This window comes from Pauljensenia sp. C0170B4, assembly GCF_056590235.1.
In genome coordinates this window covers 144,583-164,219 of sequence record NZ_JBWPVS010000001.1, presented here as the reverse complement: position 1 = coordinate 164,219, position 19,637 = coordinate 144,583, and the positions used below count along the sequence as shown (strand labels likewise).

The window sequence follows — 19,637 nt, the reverse complement described above, 5'->3', positions numbered from 1 at the left end:
AAGCCTAGCGCACCGCTGCGCGCCTGACGATCGCGCGGGCGAACTCTGCCCTAATGTCCGAGGTCACCGCACTCACCTATTCAGTGCGCGGGCCGATAGGCGAAGGTGTCGAACCCGATCTGTTCGATGTCGCGGGCCAGCGCCTCAACCTGGTCATCCCACCCCACCGCGTCGGAGCGGAAACCGTCAGGCGCACCCATCGCCCTGGCCTGCTGCAAGGCAAAACGGCGAACGCCGCGCCGGAACGCCTCTCTCGCCACCGTCAAACCGTCACGCGGCCCATCGGGGTACACCGTCAGGCGCACTTCGTAATCCACCGACCGCGAGCGCGCACCGTCATCACCCTCGTCGCCAGCCGAACCAGCGCTATCCGCGCCTGGGCTGCGTTCGGCATACTCGAGCAGCACGTCCAGCGCCTCCCACGCTTTCGTGCCGGCTCCCTGGCGTCCCGCCACGATCTGATACGTGTCCGGCATCGCTTTAATATCAATCCCGACCCAGTCAACCAGGCCCTCAGCCAGGACCTCGCGCAAACGGTGCGGGTACGGCCCTGCGGTGTGCAAACCAATCAGGAATCCCATCTCGCGCACCCGACGCATCGCCGGTATCAGCGCCTGCTGGCGTGTGGCCTCCCCTCCGGAAAACACCACGCCATCGAGCAGTCCGCGGCGCCGTGACAGCAGATCCTCCACCGATGACCATGCGACCACGCCCGGGATCGTCGGATCGATGATCGCGTGGTTATGGCAGTACGGGCACAGCCACGGACATCCCTGGCAGAACACCGATGCGACCAGCTTGCCAGGCCAGTCCACCGTTGACATCGGGGTGAGCCCAGCTATTTGGAGGTCGTCGGCGTTGACAAGGCGCCCGCGGCCTGCCTCGTCCTTCATGAAAGGGAGACGGGAGGAAAGGCGCTGACCAGTTCGCCGTGCTGAGAGGCGGCTGATTCAGTGAACATTGTGCGTTCGGCGTACTCACCCTTCTTGCCGATGTTGAAGGACTGGACGGGGCGGAAGTAGCCCATGACGCGTGTCCACACCTCACACGTCTGCGGTTCGCTGTTCGGGTGGGCATCCGCGCAGCGTTCACACGTGAAGTGCTCGCCAGCCAGATACCCATGGACCGGACAGATCGAGAAGGTCGGCGTGATTGTCACGTACGGCACCTTGAAAGCAGTCAGAGAGCGACGGACCATTTCCATGCAGGCCTTCGCAGATGAGACACGCTCCCCCATGTACAGGTGAAGCACGGTGCCGCCCGTGTACTTGCCCTGCAGCACTTCCTGCTCTTCCAGAGCCTGGAATGGGTCGTCGGTGTAGCCGACGGGCAGCTGCGAGGAGTTCGTGTAGTACGGCTGCTCGGCGGTGCCGGCCTGCAGGATGTCGGGGTAGCGTTTGCGGTCTTCCTTGGCGAAGCGGTACGTCGTGCCTTCGGCAGGGGTGGCCTCCAGGTTGTACATGTGACCGGTGGATTCCTGCAGCTGCACCATGCGGTCGCGCACGCGATCGAGGATCTTTTCGCACATCTCGCGTCCACGCGGATCCGTGATGTCCATCTGGTCGTCGGTGAAGTTGCGGACCATCTCATTCATGCCGTTCACGCCGATGGTGGAGAAGTGGTTATCCAGCGACCCCAGGTAGCGGCGCGTGTAGGGGAACAGGCCGTGTTCCATGTGGTAGGAAATGGTTTCGCGCTTGCGCTCCAGCGTGTCGGAGGCAATGTTGATCAGCTGGTCCATCGCACCGATCAGTCCGTCCAGGTCACCCTTGTACAGGTAGCCCAGACGCGCCATGTTGAGTGTGACCACGCCCACCGATCCGGTCAGCTCGGCCGACCCGAACAGGCCGTTGCCGCGCTTGAGCAGTTCGCGCAGATCCAACTGTAATCGGCAGCACATTGATCGGATCATATGCGGATCCAGATCGGAATTGATGAAGTTCTGGAAGTAGGGCAGGCCGTACTTCGCGGTCATTTCGAACAGGCGCAGCGTGTTGGGCGAATCCCAGTCGAAGTCCCTGGTGATGTTGTACGTCGGGATCGGGAACGTGAAGACGCGTCCGTCAGCGTCTCCCCCGGTCATCACTTCGATAAACGCCTGGTTGATCAGGTCCATTTCATGCTGCAGGTCCCCGTAGGTGAAGTCGCAGATCTCGTCGCCAATCAGCGGAGCTTCATTCATCAGATCGTCAGGGCATGTCCAGTCAAACGTGAGGTTCGTGAACGGGCACTGCGAGCCCCAGCGTGAAGGAACATTCAGGTTGAAGATCAGTTCCTGCATGCACTGGACGATTTCCTCGTACGTCATATTGTCGAGGCGGACGAACGGCGCCATGTAGGTGTCGAAGGATGAGAACGCCTGCGCACCGGCCCACTCGTTTTGCAGCGTGCCCAGGAAGTTGACGATCTGACCGCACGCAGAGGAAAAGTGTTTGGGTGGGGCCGAGGCGATCGCACCGGGCACACCGTTGAAGCCTTCCTGGATGAGGCGTTTGAGCGACCAGCCTGCGCAGTACCCGGAGAACATGTCGAGGTCGTGAATGTGCAGGGCGCCCGAGCGGTGCGCTTCACCGGCTTCCGGTGAATAGATCTTTTCCAGCCAGTAGTTTGCGACCATCTTGCCGGAGGCGTTGAGGATCAAACCGCCCAGGGAGTACCCCTGGTTTGCGTTCGCATTGACGCGCCAGTCGGAGCGTTCCAGGTATTCATCAATTGTGCTGATGGCATCTACGTCATAGCGCACGGTTCAGTCTCCTCTGCCTTGATGTGGGGTCGACGCGCGGAAAGCCCGCCACGCGTCGGGGGTTTCGTCACAGGGAAAACAGCCCGAACTCGGGCTGCTGCGGCGTCAGGCCGTCGTCCTTGTCGACGTTGCGTGAACACCATATCTAGTTGCCGTTTTAAATTCTACCCACTAGATGTCGTGGTTCGGCGTGTCGCATGCGTCAGCTATGATTCCCTCGTCGAGCATGGGCCGAAAGTCCCCATCTCGCCCAGTGGGCGTTGCACAGCGTCCCCCTCGTCGGTCACTTTGTGCGTGTTGTCATTGACGAGGGCGACCGCGCCCGCTGTTTCACCGACTGTTGCGAGATTGCGGCTGTGCCCACGACAGGCGGTCCACCTCGCACATTACTGCCCCCGCGACACCACTGAGCATGAACATGACGGCCAGGGCGAGCCACCTGGTGCGCGCCGGGTCACTGGCAACGAACTGTGCGTAACCCATGTCCCACGCGCCCGGCGCAAAGTGCGAGACGATGTCGACGTTGGGCATGAAATACCATGCGATGAGGAGCGCGAAGATGATCGCGCAGCCACAGAAGAAGGACAACATGCGCCGCGCCATCACGCCGTGCCGCCTGCGGTGTTCAACGGGTGCGAGCAGCTGCGCCCATGTGCCGGCCACCAGCACTGCGACCAGAACATCGGAAGGACGATGCCAGCCGTACATGATGACGGTCATGGCCATGAGCGTGGTCCAGATCCACCCGACGTAGGCGGCCGGGGTGCGCACCCATCGAGGCGCCACGATGACCAGGGCGAGCGCGATGGATGCGGCAAACGTTGTGTGACCGGAGGGCAGTGAGTTTGCGATGTGGATCGACGATCCCAGATCCGGTCGCACGATCAGGAGTTTGACCAGCTGCGTGGTCAGATTTGCCGCAACGACGACGATGACGGCACGCACGGCCAGGTGCCACCGCCTGCGCGCAATCGCAACGACCGCGACAACGACACACATGACAACGACGGCCTGCCAGGAGGCCAGGTGAACCAGGATGCGGCCCACCGGCGCAACAGTGGGGCGCCACGTGGCCAGCGTTTCCATCAATGCCGTATCCCAGGCCTGCCCAACTGCCGTGAAGACGGCGCCGCGAATCGTCACCACGATCACGACGATATACACCACGGCTGACACAATCCGGCGGAACAGCCGTGCGCTGTATCCATCCGGGCGGGCGGCCCACTGCTGCGCCGGGCGAGATGATGGCCCGATTTGGTAGGACGCGGACGGCGATGTGGATGAGGCCGGTGGTCCGGCTGCGCGCTGACCAGCACCATCTTCGGGCACCTGCCGCACGTCAGGGCGAGGCTCGTCAGGCATGGCCATCTCGCTTACTCCTCGGTTCGTGTTGAGCATTCCCGATAGAAACTGTATTCCATGATGCGCCAACTTCCGAGCACGGTTTCACGGCCGCGCGCCGCCCAAGCGCGCGAGTCACACTCGTCTAGACATGTAGGATCTTGCGGCTCTTCGCAACGAAGTTCTGCCGCCCTCTTTTCCCTCACGTAGGATGAAGAAAATGAGGCCTGGGCACCTCGCTCAGGAAACGGCACGATAAGCGCATATGATGAAAATGCATCGGCAGCTGACAAGGGAGGGATGAGCGTGTCACCATCACAGACGTCGCCCGTCACATCGACCCGACTGGACCGGACTCTGACGGATCTTCATGTCGATTTCCGCCCCTCCTCAACCGATGACGCAGTGTTCACCAGCCTGGAACAAAACGCGTTCTACTCCTGGGATCTGTCCCACCCTGATTTCTTCCGTATCCGCGCTCACTGGCGCGGTGAAGCTCCTGATGAAGACAGCCGCACCGAACTTGAACTGGTAGCCGCCAAGATCAATCCAGTCGAGTTCAGCCCCAAGCTCTTTATCGTGCCACTGGCTGACGATGAGGGATACCAGCTCGTAGCCGAGACGACCCTCATCATTGCGGACGGCGCCAGCGACGAACAGCTGACCGGGTTCATCACGCGCTCGGTGGCATCCATTGCTGAAGTTCTGCACGCCCTCGAACGCCAATTGCCGGACATGGTGACCTGGGATGTGGACGCGCCGCACGAGGAGGATCGCTGACCATGTCTGACGCACCTGCAATTCTTCCTGTCGACCTGGATCGCATTGAGCGCGCACTGCGCGACGTGGGCACACATCCGCGTCCCTCCGCATCCAACCCGACACAGCTTCAGGTCAGACTTGGCAGTGACCTGTTTTTCGTCTCCCTTTCCGAGGGCGACGATCCGTGGCTGACTGTCAGTGCTGCGCGCCTGATCACACGCCTCTTTTCGCGCCAGGCTGGCACGTTAATTGAACGAGCCAACCAGTGGAATGCGCAGCGGGTGACACCCACGGCGTTTGTCCAGACCGATGCTCAGGATCGTTCCTTCGTCTTTACCCGCCTACGCGTCTCAACAGCACACGGCCTGTCAGATGCGCAGCTTCGAACCAATGTCAATGTCGGGCTCAAGGGCGGCAGACAGGCTCTGGACTTCATTGACGGCGTAAGCCAGCCGCCAGCCACTACGGCCCCGACATCTCAGCGCGCTGAAAGCGATGACGTGTCATAGGGTGTTGGCAATGCCAGTGCGCCCACTTTTCCACGTATCCGCCACTCGTCCTGAGCCAGAGGAGGTCGTCATGGTTGCGTTGTCCCGTCCCATTGATGTCCAGCGCATACGCACATTGCTTGCGGGCAATCACGTGCATTTTGATGACTGGGAAAACAACCAACTCGTCGTTCCCACCCCGAACGCGATTTACCTGTGGGATGCGACGTATCCGAATGTGCTGATCATGCGGGGCATCTGGCGAGGCATCGCACGCAACGACGCTCAGTTCTACGCACTCGAATGTGAAATCGAAGCCTGCAATTCGATGCGTACGGCACCCAAGGCTTACCTGGCGCCCCTGGAAGATCAGACGAGTTTCGGCCTCCACACCGAATGCGCCATCCTCACGTCAGCAGGTCTGACTGACCAGCAGCTCTCCACGTTCTACGAAACCTCGATGGCGATGACCATGTCGTTCTTCCACGATCTGGAGGCAACACTGCCCGAATTCATTACATGGGAACGCGAGGAGGAGGCACAATGAACACGTCGCTGCATTCAGTGCCTGATTCAGCGGATTCCGAGCGCCCCACACCGGTCAGCCTGGATCGCGTCATCAGCTGCGCCCACGCGTTGACATACGAGCTGGGTGTCCTCGTCAAAGATCAGGCAGCCGGAGTAGTGATCGAGGAGGTTCCTTTCCTCTTCTCCTTCGATGCGAGCGAGCGTTTCCTGTGTGTTCGCGCGGTGTGGGATACCGATGCGCAGCCTGATCGGTGCAAGAAGCAGCTCTTTGCCGCATCCGACTGGTGGAATCGTGAAAAGTTCATTCCCACCGTCTACACGATGAACAGCCCCGATCACCACGTCCAGGTGTGCGCTGACTTTACCGTTGACACGCAGTGCGGCCTCACGGACGCTCAATTGTCCGACAACCTCGCAGCAGGGGTGAGCGCCGGCCTCGAAGCCATCGCCTACATGCGTCAAGCGTTCACCCATACGTCGTGTCCCAATGGCTGATGTCGCAGGTGCCGGTTCGACGAGGGCGCCCTCGTCCCTGAGCGCGGGCATCGACGACCTTCTTGCGATGCTGGAGCGCATTGGTGCGCGTGACGATCGGCTGGTTCACGTTCACAGCATTCCTGCACGACCGGCACGCACCGCACCGTGGCCTGGGTGGATCAACCCCTCCGTCACACACGCAGGCGCTGACCTGGGTATCGAGCACGTGTGGGAGCACCAGCGGCGCGCACTGGACGCCGTGCACGCCGGACAGGACACAGTTGTCGCCACCGGGACTGGCTCCGGGAAGTCTTTGGTCGCATGGGTGCCGATTCTGTCCGATCTGGCCGACCACGCCGCATCCGACAGGCCGGCGCGTATCTCCGAAGTGCACCACCGGCCCACACTGTTGTACCTGTCCCCCACGAAGGCGCTTGCCGCCGACCAGTTGAGCGCACTGCACAAGTGGATCAACACGGCGCAGGGCACGCAGTGGGGAGTGCGCGTGAGTACGGCGGATGGTGATACACCACGCGAGGCGAAGGACTGGGCGCGCGCTCATGCCGACATCGTCTTGACCAATCCTGATTACCTGCATTTCGTCATGCTGCCTGGTCATCAGCGGTGGACACGACTGCTGGCTTCCCTGCGTTACATCGTCATCGATGAGCTGCACTACTGGCGCGGCATGACTGGCTCCCACATTGCCCTGGTCATTCGCCGCCTGCTGCGTATTGCCCGCCACCTGGGTGCGAACCCCACCGTCATCATGTTGTCCGCCACTGTGCGTGACCCTCACGATGTCGCCCGTCAGATGACGGGGCGTGAGGACATCTGCGCCATTACCGAGGACGGCTCACCTGCCGGTGAGCATCAGCTCATACTGTGGCAGCCTGCGTTGCGCCCCAATCCGGACAATATCCCCATTGACGCATTCCTGGACGCGCTGGCTGACAATGAGCCGGTCGTGCTGGAGAAGGCACCGTCCACGTGGCGTATCAGCGCCACGTCCGAGGCTGCCTCGCTCATCGCTGCTTTGGTGGAGCGTGGCGCTCGTCTCCTGGCATTCGTGCGCTCACGCGTGGGAGCTGAAACCCTGGCGGCGCATGTGCGCGACATACTGTCTGCCTCATTGTCTCCGCTGGTTGGGTCCGTTGCCTCCTACCGGGGCGGATATCTGCCTGAAGAGCGCCGAGCATTGGAACGTTCTTTGCGGTCTGGGCAGCTGAGGGCGGTCGCCACGACAAATGCACTGGAACTGGGCATGGACGTGTCCGGACTGGACGCGACCATTACTGTCGGCTGGCCGGGTACGCGCGCATCCTTGTGGCAGCAGGTGGGCCGTGCCGGTCGGGCCGGAGCGCGCGGCCTTTCGATCCTCATCGCCAGCGACAATCCGCTCGACTCCTACATCATCCATCACCCCGACGAACTCACCCGGGAGGTTGAAGCCGCGGTCATTGATCCGCTCAATCCGTGGGTCCTGGCGCCTCACCTGTGTGCCGCCGCTCAGGAGCTGCCGCTGACCGCTGACGATGCCGCTTGCTTCGGTCTGCCTGACGGTGACACCTCTATGTTCGATGACCTGGCTGATCAGGGGCTTTTGGTGCGCCGCCCGGCAGGGTGGTACTGGGATGTCACGCGCGGCGACCGCGCAGCTGATCTGACCGATTTACGAGGGGGCGGCGGCGAAGTCCAGATCATCGATCAGGCCACCGGCACCGTCATCGGCACAGTCGACGAGGGATCCGCCGACGCTCAGGTTTTTCCAGATGCCATCTACCTGCATCAAGGGCGCACCTATCACGTACTGAGCCTGGCACCGCTGTCACCTGGTGACGGCGGACGGGTCGCCCTCGTCGAACCTGTCTCAACGCAGCTGCGCACCCGCGCGAAACAACACGTTGCTGTCTCCATCGTAAGTACATCCCAGGAGTGGCACAGTGCAGATGGCGCGGTCACGTGGCACACCGGCGAGGTTGACGTCACCACTAGAGTCACTGACTACGACCTGCTTCGACTTCCGGGCCTGGAATTCATCCGTAACCGCGAGCTGTCGTTGCCGTCCCACACGCTGGAGACTGTAGGCGTGTGGTTCACTCTAACTCCCGGTGCGCTGCGCAGCATTGGCCTGACGCAAGCTGAACTGCCGGGCGCTTTGCATGGCGCTGAGCACGCGATGATTGCACTGCTACCGCTGCTGGCGACCTGTGACCGCTGGGATTTGGGCGGGTTGTCGACCGCGCTGCACGAGGACACTGACGCGCCTACCGTCTTTGTGTTCGATGCCTATCGCGGCGGCGCTGGTTACGCGATGTACGGGTGTGCGCATGCTGCGCGGTGGGTGCAGGCAACTGTGACGCGCCTGCAGGAGTGTCTGTGTTCGGACGGGTGCCCGTCGTGCGTGCAGTCTCCCAAGTGCGGCAACGGTAACGAGCCACTGTCGAAGGCTGGCGCGATCGCGGTGCTGGAGTTCCTGGCCAGTCACTGCCCGCCGGAGGAGGCGGCGCCCTCGGATTCGCCCACACCGTCTGCTTCTCCCGATTCTTTGTCTTCCTGCCCCGCGACCGTCCGATCCTGAGTTGAGGACCTCACCACAGGACCAAAATTCACAGGGATTTTTAAGGTTCGCTCAAAGCTATTCCAAGGTAGGGCCCGTAGTGTTGACACCATCGAGCCAACGAGGTTCTATAGCGACTGTTTTAAGGGAGCTGTTTCTCGATTAGACTCGCACTGTGTTGATGGGATGCCTGAGGGGCCGGTCTGCTGACCGGCCCCTCAGTGCTTCTGCACATCGCGTCTGCTTACCTCCAACACCTCAGCCTTGCAGATACGTCACTACCGGCGCACCTTTTGCCGCGCGAGAGGTCTCGACATGTACTGTGGGTAGGTGCATCTTCTTCTGGGAATCTCATTCGCCAGCGACATCAGCCTCGACCCGGTGTCCGTGCGCGAAGCTGCAGGTGTCGAACGCACAGGCGACCTGCGGGATCGCCACGTCCGCGAATTCTCCCGCGTCATTGATCCCACTCGCCCTGACAATATCCGCGAACTGCAGGTCACGCTGCGTGACTCGGTACGCAAACGCGAACGGCTCTGGCTTTTGATGATGACGCCCACCGATCGCGCGCACTGGGAACAGTGGCTGGCCCCCGACCTGCTCCACGAGCTCGGACCCATGCAGACCTACGAGGGGCAGCAATGCCAGCCCATCGGCGTAGCCCCGCGTCTGTTAATCCCATTCCTTCTGGAACGAGGCAGACCTGAGGACCTGGCGTTCCTTCACCATGCCCTCACCGGCCTGGATGCACTTTTGGTTTCAGCTTCCACTTACCGCGGCCTCACGCAGGCAGGTATCCGCCTACAACACCGTTTCATGGTCACGCGAATACTGACGAATCCGAAGTTCCTGGCTTACGCGGTTGTGCTGATCTACTCGGCGCTGCGCGTGTTGCCCGTGTCGTATGTGCGCGAATTCCACGGCTCGCTTCTGTTGTTGTGGCTCATCGACCTGACGACGGCGATTCCCTACACATGGGGCGTGCTCACGATGGTGACGGCCGCGCATTTCCTCAAACGCATGGCAGGACTGGCCGTCACCGTCATTACCTTCGTCGCACCCTATGTGTACTTCGGGCTTAACGGCAGAAACTACCCGGGATACGTCATCGTCATCATTGCACTACTGATTGCCTCTGCCTTCGTGCTCGAAGGTTTCAAGTACTGGCTGGACCGGCGTGCCAATCGCCAGCTCTCCAGCATCGAGCCTGATTAGGACACGTGGCGTTTGGAGGGGCGCCCTCGTACGGTACGTTCTGCGCTGACGACCATCAGCCACACGCCAGCCACGAGCCACACGATCATGAGCCACAGCGGGCGAGCCGGGTACAACGCCACCATTACCGCAGTTGTCACGACCCACAAGGCGGCAGCCGTGGCGTTGAAGATGCGCAGATGAGTGACTCTGAAGGGGTGGATCCACTTGAACGGAATGACGGCCAACACGGAGAAAATCACGACGATCAGCCAGTTGAACCACGAGGGCGTCGCGAACAACCACATGATAATAGCGACGACGTTCCACGCTGCCGGGAACCCTACAAAATACCAGTCCGAGGACTTCATCTTCGTGTTGGCGTAGCAGAACATGGACGAGCCGAGGACCAGTGCTGCAGCAAGGATTGGCCATTTGCCCGGCCCAAGCGGAATGTAAAGGAACATGAACATCGCTGGAATGAATGTCCACGTCAAATAGTCCACGACGTTATCCATCATCACGCCAGAGAACCACGGGACCACTTTCGTCACGTCAGCCGCGCGTGACATTGGCCCGTCAACAGCATCCACAATCAGCGCAATTCCCAGCCACAGCCACATCATCTTGATGTGGCCCGAGCGCAGTGAGTCGACTGCCAGCAGTGCCCAGAGCAGACCGCTCATGGTGAAAGCATGGATGCACCATACGGTCACTCGTCGTTCAATGGACCACTGTGTCTCGTTCACCGCGTGAGTGTCTGCGCTCATGTTTCCCTCGATTGTTGCCTACAACGATGCTGAACGAGACAATACACGAAAAAACTGCTCATTCCGGCGATCGTTGGGCACATCACCTGCGATGGAGCCAGATGATCGGTTCTGGTTGTCTGTGCCGCGCGTTCAGCTCCACGTCACGGTGTCGAGGGCGGACACGAGTTCGTGCGGCAGCGCCTCGTTCGGCGCACTTCGAAGGGTCATCACCCACATGCCATCAGGTCGAGCCACGTACACAATCATGGTCTCGACAGCACCCTCATCCTCATCCGCAACGAAAGTCAGTCCCGTGGCCTGGCAGCCGTCGATACTCCGATCAGGCAATGCCTCAGTGTTGGACACGCGAGAGTTCTCCTCAGCGAGTTTGATTCTGTCGTCTCGCATGTCAGCAGGATCTGGAATCAGTTCCATCGGATCAGAGCGAGGTTCTTTTGTATCGATGTCGCCCCAGTCGAAAATGTGGTAGCGCACAACTTCGGCCGTTGCGTTTGAAGCCGGATCAGTGGACGCTTCAATCCGATAATCCACTGTCGGATTATCCGGAGTTTCACGGATGACCCACCCGCTGGGCAAGTCAATATTCATGGTGCTGACCTCCTTGGATTGGTCATCATCGGAAGATTGCATGCACTGCGTCGAATCCGACATCGATGATTCCGACTGCCCCAACGTGACGGCGCATCCGTTCAAGTGCCCCAGTGAAACAAGTCCAATGGTGACCAGTGCATACCGCCACAGTCTCCTCATCTTTCAACAGCCTTCCATGCGATTCAATGAGTCCTTAGTTCCCGCCTTGCGCGTTCTTTTCATTTTGCTGAGTGTCATTGAACACCGAATTGACTTCGTGCTCAATATTCGCAGTATTCTCATTATTGTTGATGAAATTCTGGAAAGCCGAGCGTTGTTCCGGTGAAAGATCCTCATAGTCTTTCAACGTCCCATCAGAATTGTAATAGTCGTCCAGATCGGCACCAGAGCGAGTGCTCAAAAAGCTCCCAGCAGTCTGTTTGCCCATAACTGGCGCGCCCATGACTTCCGATTCGCCATAACGTGAGTACAACGACTGAGCCATCAAAGTACGCGCAACGTCCTGATCTTTAATGCGTGAGGCCTGCGCCAGTTCAGCGTGATCGGTCGGCAGAAATTGGTCAAGAGCCATGTCAGTTCCGGCACCGAGTGCCTGACCCGCGATAAACTGCGTAACTTTGCCGGCGCCGGGAATTTTGCCCGGCAGTCCTGCTGCACCAAGGCCGCCCTCAGCGAGCTCTCGCCAGCGTTTGTTGGTTTCGTCAAACCATTCGGCATGAGCCCCGTCTGCGGCTCCGTGCGCACCGAACAATTGATTGAAACCGGGCGCCCATTTTTGAGCAATGTTTTGTACGCCTGCTGTTGTCGGCGACGAACCATCGACGTCTTCCTGGAATTTCTCAATTGCCGAAAGTCGCAGATTATCAATTGCGGGTCCGCGTCCACCGATGTACGAACCGTCATCCATTTTTACCGGATGATCAAATGCCAAATCAGTCAGCAGGCTCTTCTCACCCAGAAGCGATTTCCTGAGACCTTTAGAGAACGCAAACGATGCCCGATCATCATTCAGACCCATTTCCGCTACGGTGTTTTCAGCACTCGACCCAGAACCGATTTCGGACAGAAGATTATCAACTCGAGGCGCAAGCGCGACGCCAGCCCAGCTTCTCAGTTGACTGTTCATCATGCCGAAGCGATTTTCGCCTCGTGATTCTCCAAAGTCCTGCAGGCCATCTTGATACCCCTGAACAAAGTCCATGGTGATTTGCGCAGACTTCTTCTCACGATCCGCCCATTCTGCATACGCTGGATCGGCGGGAGAGACGTCAGGCTTGTCAACAGGCATCGCATTTTGCGCAATGACCTCACCAAATGCATCTCCCTGATCAGTCCACCCGCTGAAGATATCAGGAACAGTGCGGTGGCCTGTCAGGTACTCCGTCATCGACATCGTCCCGCCGTCAACATCAAAATCAGTATTACTGGCAAGCAGGTTACGCACACCATCTGCGCGGTCAGTTTCTGCGGCAGACAAAGAATCCGGTGTCCCATCGGCAAAAGAGTCGGGCATATCCATCAATTTCATCATGGAGGTGACAGGATCAAGTGTCCAGCCGTAGGCACCGTAGCTGCCTCCAGGCATGTGCGAGCCAATCCATGAAGAGTACGGGAAAGCGTTTTGTCGCAACTCAGGATGCTCATTATCCCAGGTGATAATGTCGCGAGCTATCGAATCTTTCCCGTTGTAATCGTCGACGAATCCTCCACCAAGTGAAATGTTTTCATTTTCTGACGCTACGCCGAGCATATGCCCAACATATTCATAGCCATAATGAGTTCCAGTCATCCCCGCGAAATTGGGGTCTACAGGTTCTCCGAAAGAGTCGACAAGCGTGCGGCCAAACTCCTTCAAGCCATCCAGATTATGCTCCTGAACAGCGGAATAATGCTGTCCATCAGATGCCATCAGGCCGTCTTGCACCACATTGAAACTGTTCTGAGCGCTCTGGTAAGCAGGATCACCATTCATTCCCCCAGTTGACAGAACCATGGCTGTTCCCAGCGAACGCGTCACATTTTCGATTGCTTTATCGAAATCGGTGTCAATTTCATGGGTCCCTGGATCAACAATCTGTCCCTTGAAATCCCCCATCCTCGCCACAAACCGGGCCATATCCTCAGGAGGTACCCGTTCGGCCAGCGCATTGGCAAAGAACGGGTTATCCAGATCGTCGGCGTATTTCTTATTGAATTCCTTGATGTTTTCAATGAGATCCGGGGAAGACATATCAAGAAGATCAGCAGCGTCGTCCGCTATGCCCTGACAGTATTCCCATTCGGCCTGGCCATCTACCAGCGGCATGTCGTCGAATAGGCTCTTTCCTATCGAGTCTCGCCCACCCTTGCGATCAGCAGCCGATACGATTGAATTGATTGATCCGGTTAAAGCGGACGCAGTAGCTGACGCCTCACTATCCAGTCTTTCCATCTCATTTTTATAAGATTCTCTCAGACGAGTCTGCTGAATATCTTTTGACTCAATGATCTCTCCATGGCTCCGGCCGTACTCAAGACGATCCATCGGATTGTTTGTGTTTTGTCGGGCGTCTCTGTCGGCATTGAGCGCGTTGATTCTCTGCGTAGCTTCTGCTTCAGCGTCATCCCATTCCTGCTGCCACCGCTCAACCTTGCGGATGGCTTCGCCTACAGTGTGAGCCCAGTCCCGTAGTGAATTCACAGGCTTTGAAAATGATTTAGCCAATGTGGAGACGTGTGTCGACAGTGATTGAGCTTCCGAACAGTACTTTTGAGCAGCCTGGCCTTCCCAGCCCGGCACCTGATCTGCTCCAGATGCGATTTGGGTGTTCGCGATACGTTTACTCACCATCTCGAAATCGTCGGCATACGCGTTCGCGCCTGCCTGGATATCAGGCGGGGTGGGCAGTTCATCAGCACCAGCCATAGTCAGCCCCCCAACCTTTCACTCAGCACTGCGATACCTTCGCGGACATCTCGTATGAAGAGATTTCCATTCGCCGCTTCAGTTTTGTCATAGTTGGCAATTGCTTTTTCCTGACCTGATCCCAGAACAGCGCAGGCATCCGAAAATTCAAAGATCACGTCCTTCATGCCATCGCGATAGTTCCTCACTGCATCGCGCAGGGATTGAACACCTTCGTTTGGGCCTTCTGGCAGATTCTTCGCAATTCCCACTATGGAAATCTGTCTGGCAACAGCACCGATTCTCCCGAATTCTTCAGAATCGGTCCAATCTTTCTTCGCGCTCACACCAACGGCAGCGCGGTCGAATTCCAAGTCAGCCATCGAACTGTCAATCTCTCGTCTCGGAGGAACTCAGGCGTTACTACATTAAATGGAGAATTGACTGTCAGTCAATAGTTCTGACTATTTTCTTTTCATGTTCCTCGCCGATCATGAAAAGGAAAGGTTACAAGGCGCAGATGAAGGCCCGAGACAGCCGCAACGATAGGGAACTACGCCAGTTCCTCGCGGTAGGGGTCCGCCGGGTAGCAGCCCATGACTTTCATGTCCGCGACGTAGAAGTGCAGTTCATCGAGGGCACGCTTGACGTTTGGATCCTCCATGTGCCCATCGAGGTCGACATAAAACTGCGTGGCGCAGAAAGAGCCCCCCAGCTGGTAGCTTTCCAGCTTTGTCATGTTCACCGAGTTCGTCGCGAATCCGCCCAGGCATTTGTACAGCGCGGCAGGCACGTTCTTGGTGCGAAACAGAACCGTTGTGATGGCTGGCCGTGTCTGGCTCACCTCTGGCTTGGGCGACAGGACAAGGAATCGCGTCGCATTGTTGTCGTTGTCTTCGACATGGCTTTGCAGCACCGCCAGATCGAATTTGTCTGCAATTCCCGAGGGAGCCAATGCCGCTACGGATCGGTTCCCCATCATCGCAACTTCACGCGCAGCCCCTGCCGTATCGGCACTGATGTGGCGCGTCCACTTCCAGTTGGCAAACAGTTTCGTACACTGGCCGAATGCGTGGACGTGGGAGCGCACGGAGCGGATCGACTCCAGTGTCGCACCCTGGGGTGCCACCAGATCGAAGTGGATCGGCAGAAACAGTTCACGGGTGATGTACAGGCCAGAGTTGGGCAGCAGCTGGTGCGGGTCTGCGACGCGACCGGCCGAGGAGTTTTCCACCGGTATTACTGCTACATCAGCTGCCTGGTCGTGCACCGCATCGAAAGCGGCGGTAAACGTCTCGCAGGGCGCAATCGTTGCGTCCGGAAAGAGTTGGAGAGCACCCACTTCGGAATTCGATCCGGCCTCTCCCTGTATCGCAACTGTCATCCCGCGTGTCATGAAAATTAGGCTATCAGGGCGGCAGCGTTCTTCTCACATCGTGTGAGCAGGATCTACAGAAGCGATTATGGGTCGCCCTCGTCCATCACAATGAACGAGGGCGACCTATGACGCGCGGCGATGCTACTCGTCAATCGACGGCGCGTGCTCCAGGAGGTATTCTTCAGCCTGCTTGTTCCACAGACCGTTGTTCGCCTTGCACAGGCGATCCAGCTCCGCATAGAACGGATCCGTCTTGCCGCGCTCAGCGAAGTCGTCAATTGCGACCAGATCCAGCCTCTTGTGGGTGTAGATCAGCTTCTTGCCACCGGGAATGTTCGGCAGATTCAGCGTCGTTTCCTCGACCACGTTCAGACCACCGATGTGGGTGACCAGGACGGCCGGGTTCAGCTTGCCTGATTCAAACATATCGATCGCATCAGCGACGTCCTCGTACGTGCCACCGGTTGTGGCCACGTAGTGGTGACCTGAGTAGTGGATATCGTAGAAGTTGATCGTCGCCTCAAAATCGTTACGCGGCGGGCCGGCGAAGAAGTTCATGCAGCCTTCGCGAGCCAGTAGCTTCGAGCCGAGCTCCACGACCGGACGCACCGGAGCGAACACGAAGACGTCATCAAACAGTTCGCCCTCGTTGATCTTTGTCAGCTCCGCGACCGGATCCTCCATGTCGCCGGTGTTGACGTAGTGAAGCTCGATGCCGTTCTTCTTCGCATCTTCAACGGTCAGCAGCGCGGCTGCACGATCGAGGCGATCCTGTGCAATGTCGGTGACGACGATACGGCGCGGCTTGCGCTCCTGATGCAGTGCCACGTCCAGGCCGGCCAGTCCCATCGGGCCGACGGATGCGAGCATGGCCAGTGTGCCGCCCTCGCGAATACCCATGTAGTGCGTGTAGTCGTTCGGCTTCATGTGGTACTGCGCCTTGAATGCGCCGATGACGCACGAGTACGGCTCGGTCAGGGAGCCGGTGAAGAAGCTGTCTTCCTTGTATTCGAACAGGCAGTTGGACTCCATGACCTCGCTGGGGATCACGACGTAGGTCGCGTCGCCGCCGATGTACTGGTAGGAGTATCCCGGTGCCCACAGCGTTCCCTTGTAGTTCAGGGCGGGCTGGATGGCGAACTTCATGCCGGGTGTGAACTGGTCAGCCCACTTGGAGCCGACCTTCTTGATCGTTCCGCAGAATTCGTGCCCGACCATTGTCGGGGTTTCCGCCAGCGATCCGCGCACGCGTTTGTGCGCCTCGCCCTGGTGTGCGAGCTTGTTGGTGGACATGCAGATCGAGTCTGACGTGACTTCAGCGAGGATTTCGTCCTCACCGATTTCAGGCAGGTCGAACGTTTCCAGGCGGAGGTCCTCCACTCCGTGGATACGCACTGCAGTTGTTGTCTGAGTGGACATTGAAATGTGTTCCTTTCGGCCTGTGGCCCTGTTAATTCATCATGACCTGACCGCCGGTGACGGGCACCGCCTGGCCAGTTTCATAGGCTTGCTCAACGATGTAGTAGATGGCGCGCAAAACGTCGATGCCCTGTGCGCCGCGGTGCATCGGCACCTTCGCTTCGTAGTATTCCTTCACATCGGCAACGGTCTTTGCGCCTGGTACCTTCCCTGAGTTGAGGTACTGGACGAACAGTCCGCGATCAGGGTCTGACCACAGTGGTCCGTCGAGGAAGTTGCCCGGGCACACAGCGTTGACTTTGATGCCGTGGGCGACCAGTTCGAGGGCGAAGGACTGCACCAGTCCGAGGCCACCGAACTTCGACCCGGCATAGGCGGCGTTCTTGTTGGATCCTTCCAGGCCGGACTTGGAGTTGACCTGGATGATGTCAGTCAGCCACTGGGGTGCAGCCTTGTGCTGGCGGGCCAGAAGATTGCCGCACGCCTGAGTGACCAGGAAGAACGCAATGTAGTTGATGTTCGTGGACAGGCGGAATGCCGACGGGTCCTGCGTCAGGACGCTTCCTGCGCGCACGATTCCGGCGTTGGAGACCACCAGGTCAAGCCCGCCGGCCACGCGCTCAATTTCCTCAGCCATCGCTGCCACTGATTCCTCGTTGGACACGTCTACCGTGATCGGCCATGCGTGTTCGCCAAGTTCTTCGGCCTTGGCGCGGGCGCCTTCTTCGTTGAGGTCAGCAATGAAAACGAAGCAGCCCTGGTCGATCAGGCCGCGTGCGATTTCAGCTCCGAAGCCCTGCGCACCGCCCGTTACGACGGCAATCCTGCCGGAGATCTCGCGTTCACCGCGTTTACCTGTTTCGGTGACCTCGAAGATGTCGTCTCCGCATCTGACGGTGACCGGTAGGTTCACGCCGCCCAGAAGCTCGTTCACCTCCGAGTCATTCATCTGGATCAGGCTGTCTTCGTCTGCAGGCAGCGTGATCGTTGCTTCCTTGTCGCTGCGGCTGACCAGAACCGGTCGACCTAGTGCGCGCAGAAACACTCCGCGCACGATAGGTGCAACGCTCATCTTTCATTCCTCCACATCACTTGGGTCTTGGGTAAGTCTGTGATCACGCCGTCAGGCGTGAAGCTATGTCCTCGGCGGGCGTCCCGTCGGCGTATTCGCGGCCAAGCGGCGCGTATTGTTCGATGCGGGCCACCAGGTCCTGCGGGCTCAGTCGACCTGATCCCAGCAGGTGCAGCTGCGGGTCCACACTGGTGAGTGCTTCGTGCGCCACGAGTGCCCAGGTCGCCTGGTTGAGTCCGGCAAATTCCTCTCTGCGCAGCTCAGGGCAGTTGAAGGATTGGCGCGGCTGGTTGATGTCCACACCGGAGATTTCCAGCATGCCATGCTGCGTGGCCAGTTCATGAATCCGGGCAAGCTGCTCATCGGTATTGCGTGGCGGCATGTAGGTCACTGCCCTGAACCCGCGTTCCTCCAAAGCTTCGAACAGCTCATCAAGGAAGGAGTCTTCAAACTTCTCCGCCTTCTTGTCTCCTGTCGGTGAGGCTGACACGTCTCCCAGGTAAGCGTAGGTCGCGATCGCGCCGATCGAATCAGCAAAGGCGACGACCTCGCGGGCGGTCGGGCATTCCTCGTGAGAAGGCTGAATGTAGATCTGCTGCAGGTATTCAGATTTGAGCAGGCCGAGCAGGTCGTACATCAGGTACGGATTGGCCTCGTCTCCCAGTCGATCGACGAGGGGGGCCGGCACCTCCACATTCATGGTCGCCAAGCCGTCAAGCAGAGCCTGTCCCCTGCCGAAACCGTTGATCAGTGCGCGCGCCATCGCTGCAAGCAAGTGGCGTTCCGTGATTCCGCCGCCGTTGGCATATTGGGAGTGATCCACCATGTCGCGCTGTGGATCGAAGGGAGTCAGATTCAGGCCGGCCAAAATCTTGTTGGCACGTTCGGCCATTTCGAGGGTGCGCTGCAGGCGTGCCACTCGCTTGGGTGCAAGCCACTGATCGGCCTTTTCACGGGACGGCGCCGGAACTCCCTGGACGGTCAGGTAGGCCATACCCGCTGAATCGGGGTTGTTGAGTTTGCGCGATGCAAACGGGCCATCGGGCGTATCGTCGAAGAACGCGCGGATTTCAAAGCCGGTCACCGAACCCATCGACAGGATACGGCAAGCCTCGCTCATTTCCGGGGCGGCAGCGATCGAGTCGTGGTCAACGGACCCAACAACCCGCAGCCCTGCCTGCCTGGCTCGCAGTGCAGCATGGGTCGGTGTGTACGGGCTGAAGGAGTAGCACGTGTGGATGTGGTTGTTGGATTCTGGCGCCCACGCAGGGAACGTGAAGTGTGCGGCGCCCTCACGCAAAGCATCGAGGCGTTCACTCTGAGAGAGGCTGACATCGTTAGTAACTGGAACGCTCATATTTCCTCTGCTGGGTTCGTTGTCGGCCAGGTGCTCACGGCATCGCTCAGTGAGCACCGTGGCCGTTGGA

17 protein-coding genes are annotated in these 19,637 nt (G+C 59.0%); 6 read left to right on the top strand and 11 right to left on the bottom strand.

Annotated elements, in window-relative coordinates; genetic code table 11:
- Positions 1-80: 80 nt before the first annotated feature.
- The 3 genes from AC1EJ1_RS00705 to AC1EJ1_RS00695 form a co-directional block, all read right to left on the bottom strand.
- Positions 81-893: an anaerobic ribonucleoside-triphosphate reductase activating protein gene (locus AC1EJ1_RS00705; RefSeq protein ID WP_480295170.1), complete on the bottom strand. Its 813-nt coding sequence runs from the start codon at positions 891-893 to the stop codon at positions 81-83.
- Positions 890-2,743, bottom strand: coding sequence for a ribonucleoside triphosphate reductase (locus AC1EJ1_RS00700; protein WP_480295169.1), 1,854 nt, complete (start codon positions 2,741-2,743; stop codon positions 890-892). Before AC1EJ1_RS00700 ends, AC1EJ1_RS00705 begins: the two co-directional genes overlap by 4 nt.
- A gap of 330 nt (positions 2,744-3,073) precedes the next feature.
- On the bottom strand, positions 3,074-4,111 hold the full coding sequence (locus tag AC1EJ1_RS00695) for a phosphatase PAP2 family protein (protein WP_480295168.1): 1,038 nt from the start codon (positions 4,109-4,111) through the stop codon (positions 3,074-3,076).
- A 279-nt stretch (positions 4,112-4,390) separates the two neighbouring features.
- Here AC1EJ1_RS00695 and AC1EJ1_RS00690 point away from each other — a divergent pair, with 279 nt between their 5' ends.
- The 6 genes from AC1EJ1_RS00690 to AC1EJ1_RS00665 all read left to right on the top strand — a co-directional run bounded on the left by AC1EJ1_RS00690 (position 4,391) and on the right by AC1EJ1_RS00665 (position 10,114).
- The gene (locus AC1EJ1_RS00690) at positions 4,391-4,864 is read left to right on the top strand and encodes a hypothetical protein (protein WP_157886400.1); all 474 of its coding nucleotides are present in this window, start codon (positions 4,391-4,393) and stop codon (positions 4,862-4,864) included.
- A 2-nt stretch (positions 4,865-4,866) separates the two neighbouring features.
- Positions 4,867-5,355 carry a YbjN domain-containing protein gene (locus AC1EJ1_RS00685; RefSeq protein WP_058237450.1) on the top strand — a complete coding sequence of 163 codons (489 nt, stop codon included), beginning with the start codon at positions 4,867-4,869 and terminating at the stop codon, positions 5,353-5,355.
- A gap of 70 nt (positions 5,356-5,425) precedes the next feature.
- Entirely contained in the window at positions 5,426-5,881 is a 456-nt protein-coding gene (locus AC1EJ1_RS00680) for a hypothetical protein (RefSeq protein WP_058237451.1), read from the top strand.
- Complete coding sequence (locus AC1EJ1_RS00675) at positions 5,878-6,357, top strand: YbjN domain-containing protein (protein WP_480289118.1); 480 nt, start codon at positions 5,878-5,880, stop codon at positions 6,355-6,357. Before AC1EJ1_RS00680 ends, AC1EJ1_RS00675 begins: the two co-directional genes overlap by 4 nt.
- Entirely contained in the window at positions 6,350-8,920 is a 2,571-nt protein-coding gene (locus tag AC1EJ1_RS00670; protein WP_480295167.1) for a DEAD/DEAH box helicase, read from the top strand. Before AC1EJ1_RS00675 ends, AC1EJ1_RS00670 begins: the two co-directional genes overlap by 8 nt.
- 309 nt (positions 8,921-9,229) lie before the next feature.
- Positions 9,230-10,114: a hypothetical protein gene (locus tag AC1EJ1_RS00665; RefSeq protein ID WP_480295166.1), complete on the top strand. Its 885-nt coding sequence runs from the start codon at positions 9,230-9,232 to the stop codon at positions 10,112-10,114.
- Here AC1EJ1_RS00665 and AC1EJ1_RS00660 read toward each other — a convergent pair.
- The 8 genes from AC1EJ1_RS00660 to AC1EJ1_RS00625 form a co-directional block, all read right to left on the bottom strand.
- Positions 10,111-10,842, bottom strand: a complete 732-nt coding sequence (locus AC1EJ1_RS00660) for a CDP-alcohol phosphatidyltransferase family protein (RefSeq protein WP_480295165.1) — start codon at positions 10,840-10,842, stop codon at positions 10,111-10,113. The genes AC1EJ1_RS00665 and AC1EJ1_RS00660 overlap by 4 nt on opposite strands.
- A 153-nt stretch (positions 10,843-10,995) precedes the next feature.
- Entirely contained in the window at positions 10,996-11,616 is a 621-nt protein-coding gene (locus AC1EJ1_RS00655) for a hypothetical protein (protein WP_480295164.1), read from the bottom strand.
- A gap of 34 nt (positions 11,617-11,650) precedes the next feature.
- Positions 11,651-14,362: a hypothetical protein gene (locus AC1EJ1_RS00650; protein ID WP_480295163.1), complete on the bottom strand. Its 2,712-nt coding sequence runs from the start codon at positions 14,360-14,362 to the stop codon at positions 11,651-11,653.
- Between the two features lie 2 nt (positions 14,363-14,364).
- The gene (locus AC1EJ1_RS00645; RefSeq protein WP_058237456.1) at positions 14,365-14,724 is read right to left on the bottom strand and encodes a hypothetical protein; all 360 of its coding nucleotides are present in this window, start codon (positions 14,722-14,724) and stop codon (positions 14,365-14,367) included.
- A 170-nt stretch (positions 14,725-14,894) separates the two neighbouring features.
- Positions 14,895-15,737, bottom strand: coding sequence for a prephenate dehydratase (locus AC1EJ1_RS00640; RefSeq protein ID WP_058237457.1), 843 nt, complete (start codon positions 15,735-15,737; stop codon positions 14,895-14,897).
- Positions 15,738-15,860: 123 nt separating this feature from the next.
- Entirely contained in the window at positions 15,861-17,138 is a 1,278-nt protein-coding gene (locus AC1EJ1_RS00635) for a zinc-binding dehydrogenase (RefSeq protein WP_058237458.1), read from the bottom strand.
- 31 nt (positions 17,139-17,169) lie between these two features.
- Entirely contained in the window at positions 17,170-18,210 is a 1,041-nt protein-coding gene (locus tag AC1EJ1_RS00630) for an SDR family NAD(P)-dependent oxidoreductase (protein ID WP_058237459.1), read from the bottom strand.
- Positions 18,211-18,253: 43 nt separating this feature from the next.
- Positions 18,254-19,567, bottom strand: coding sequence for a PHP domain-containing protein (locus AC1EJ1_RS00625; protein WP_285015885.1), 1,314 nt, complete (start codon positions 19,565-19,567; stop codon positions 18,254-18,256).
- Between the last annotated feature and the right edge of the window lie 70 nt (positions 19,568-19,637).

Excerpts from the sequence above, each read along its gene's own strand:
- AC1EJ1_RS00705 (WP_480295170.1), bottom strand. The coding sequence starts at position 893 with ATGAAGGACGAGGCAGGCCGCGGGCGCCTTGTCAACGCCGACGACCTC.
- AC1EJ1_RS00695 (WP_480295168.1), bottom strand. The coding sequence starts at position 4,111 with ATGGCCATGCCTGACGAGCCTCGCCCTGACGTGCGGCAGGTGCCCGAA.
- AC1EJ1_RS00685 (WP_058237450.1), top strand. The coding sequence starts at position 4,867 with ATGTCTGACGCACCTGCAATTCTTCCTGTCGACCTGGATCGCATTGAG.
- AC1EJ1_RS00680 (WP_058237451.1), top strand. The coding sequence starts at position 5,426 with ATGGTTGCGTTGTCCCGTCCCATTGATGTCCAGCGCATACGCACATTG.
- AC1EJ1_RS00675 (WP_480289118.1), top strand. The coding sequence starts at position 5,878 with ATGAACACGTCGCTGCATTCAGTGCCTGATTCAGCGGATTCCGAGCGC.
- AC1EJ1_RS00670 (WP_480295167.1), top strand. The coding sequence starts at position 6,350 with ATGGCTGATGTCGCAGGTGCCGGTTCGACGAGGGCGCCCTCGTCCCTG.
- AC1EJ1_RS00655 (WP_480295164.1), bottom strand. The coding sequence starts at position 11,616 with ATGAGGAGACTGTGGCGGTATGCACTGGTCACCATTGGACTTGTTTCA.
- AC1EJ1_RS00650 (WP_480295163.1), bottom strand. The coding sequence starts at position 14,362 with ATGGCTGGTGCTGATGAACTGCCCACCCCGCCTGATATCCAGGCAGGC.
- AC1EJ1_RS00645 (WP_058237456.1), bottom strand. The coding sequence starts at position 14,724 with ATGGCTGACTTGGAATTCGACCGCGCTGCCGTTGGTGTGAGCGCGAAG.
- AC1EJ1_RS00640 (WP_058237457.1), bottom strand. The coding sequence starts at position 15,737 with ATGACACGCGGGATGACAGTTGCGATACAGGGAGAGGCCGGATCGAAT.
- AC1EJ1_RS00635 (WP_058237458.1), bottom strand. The coding sequence starts at position 17,138 with ATGTCCACTCAGACAACAACTGCAGTGCGTATCCACGGAGTGGAGGAC.
- AC1EJ1_RS00630 (WP_058237459.1), bottom strand. The coding sequence starts at position 18,210 with ATGAGCGTTGCACCTATCGTGCGCGGAGTGTTTCTGCGCGCACTAGGT.
- AC1EJ1_RS00625 (WP_285015885.1), bottom strand. The coding sequence starts at position 19,567 with ATGAGCGTTCCAGTTACTAACGATGTCAGCCTCTCTCAGAGTGAACGC.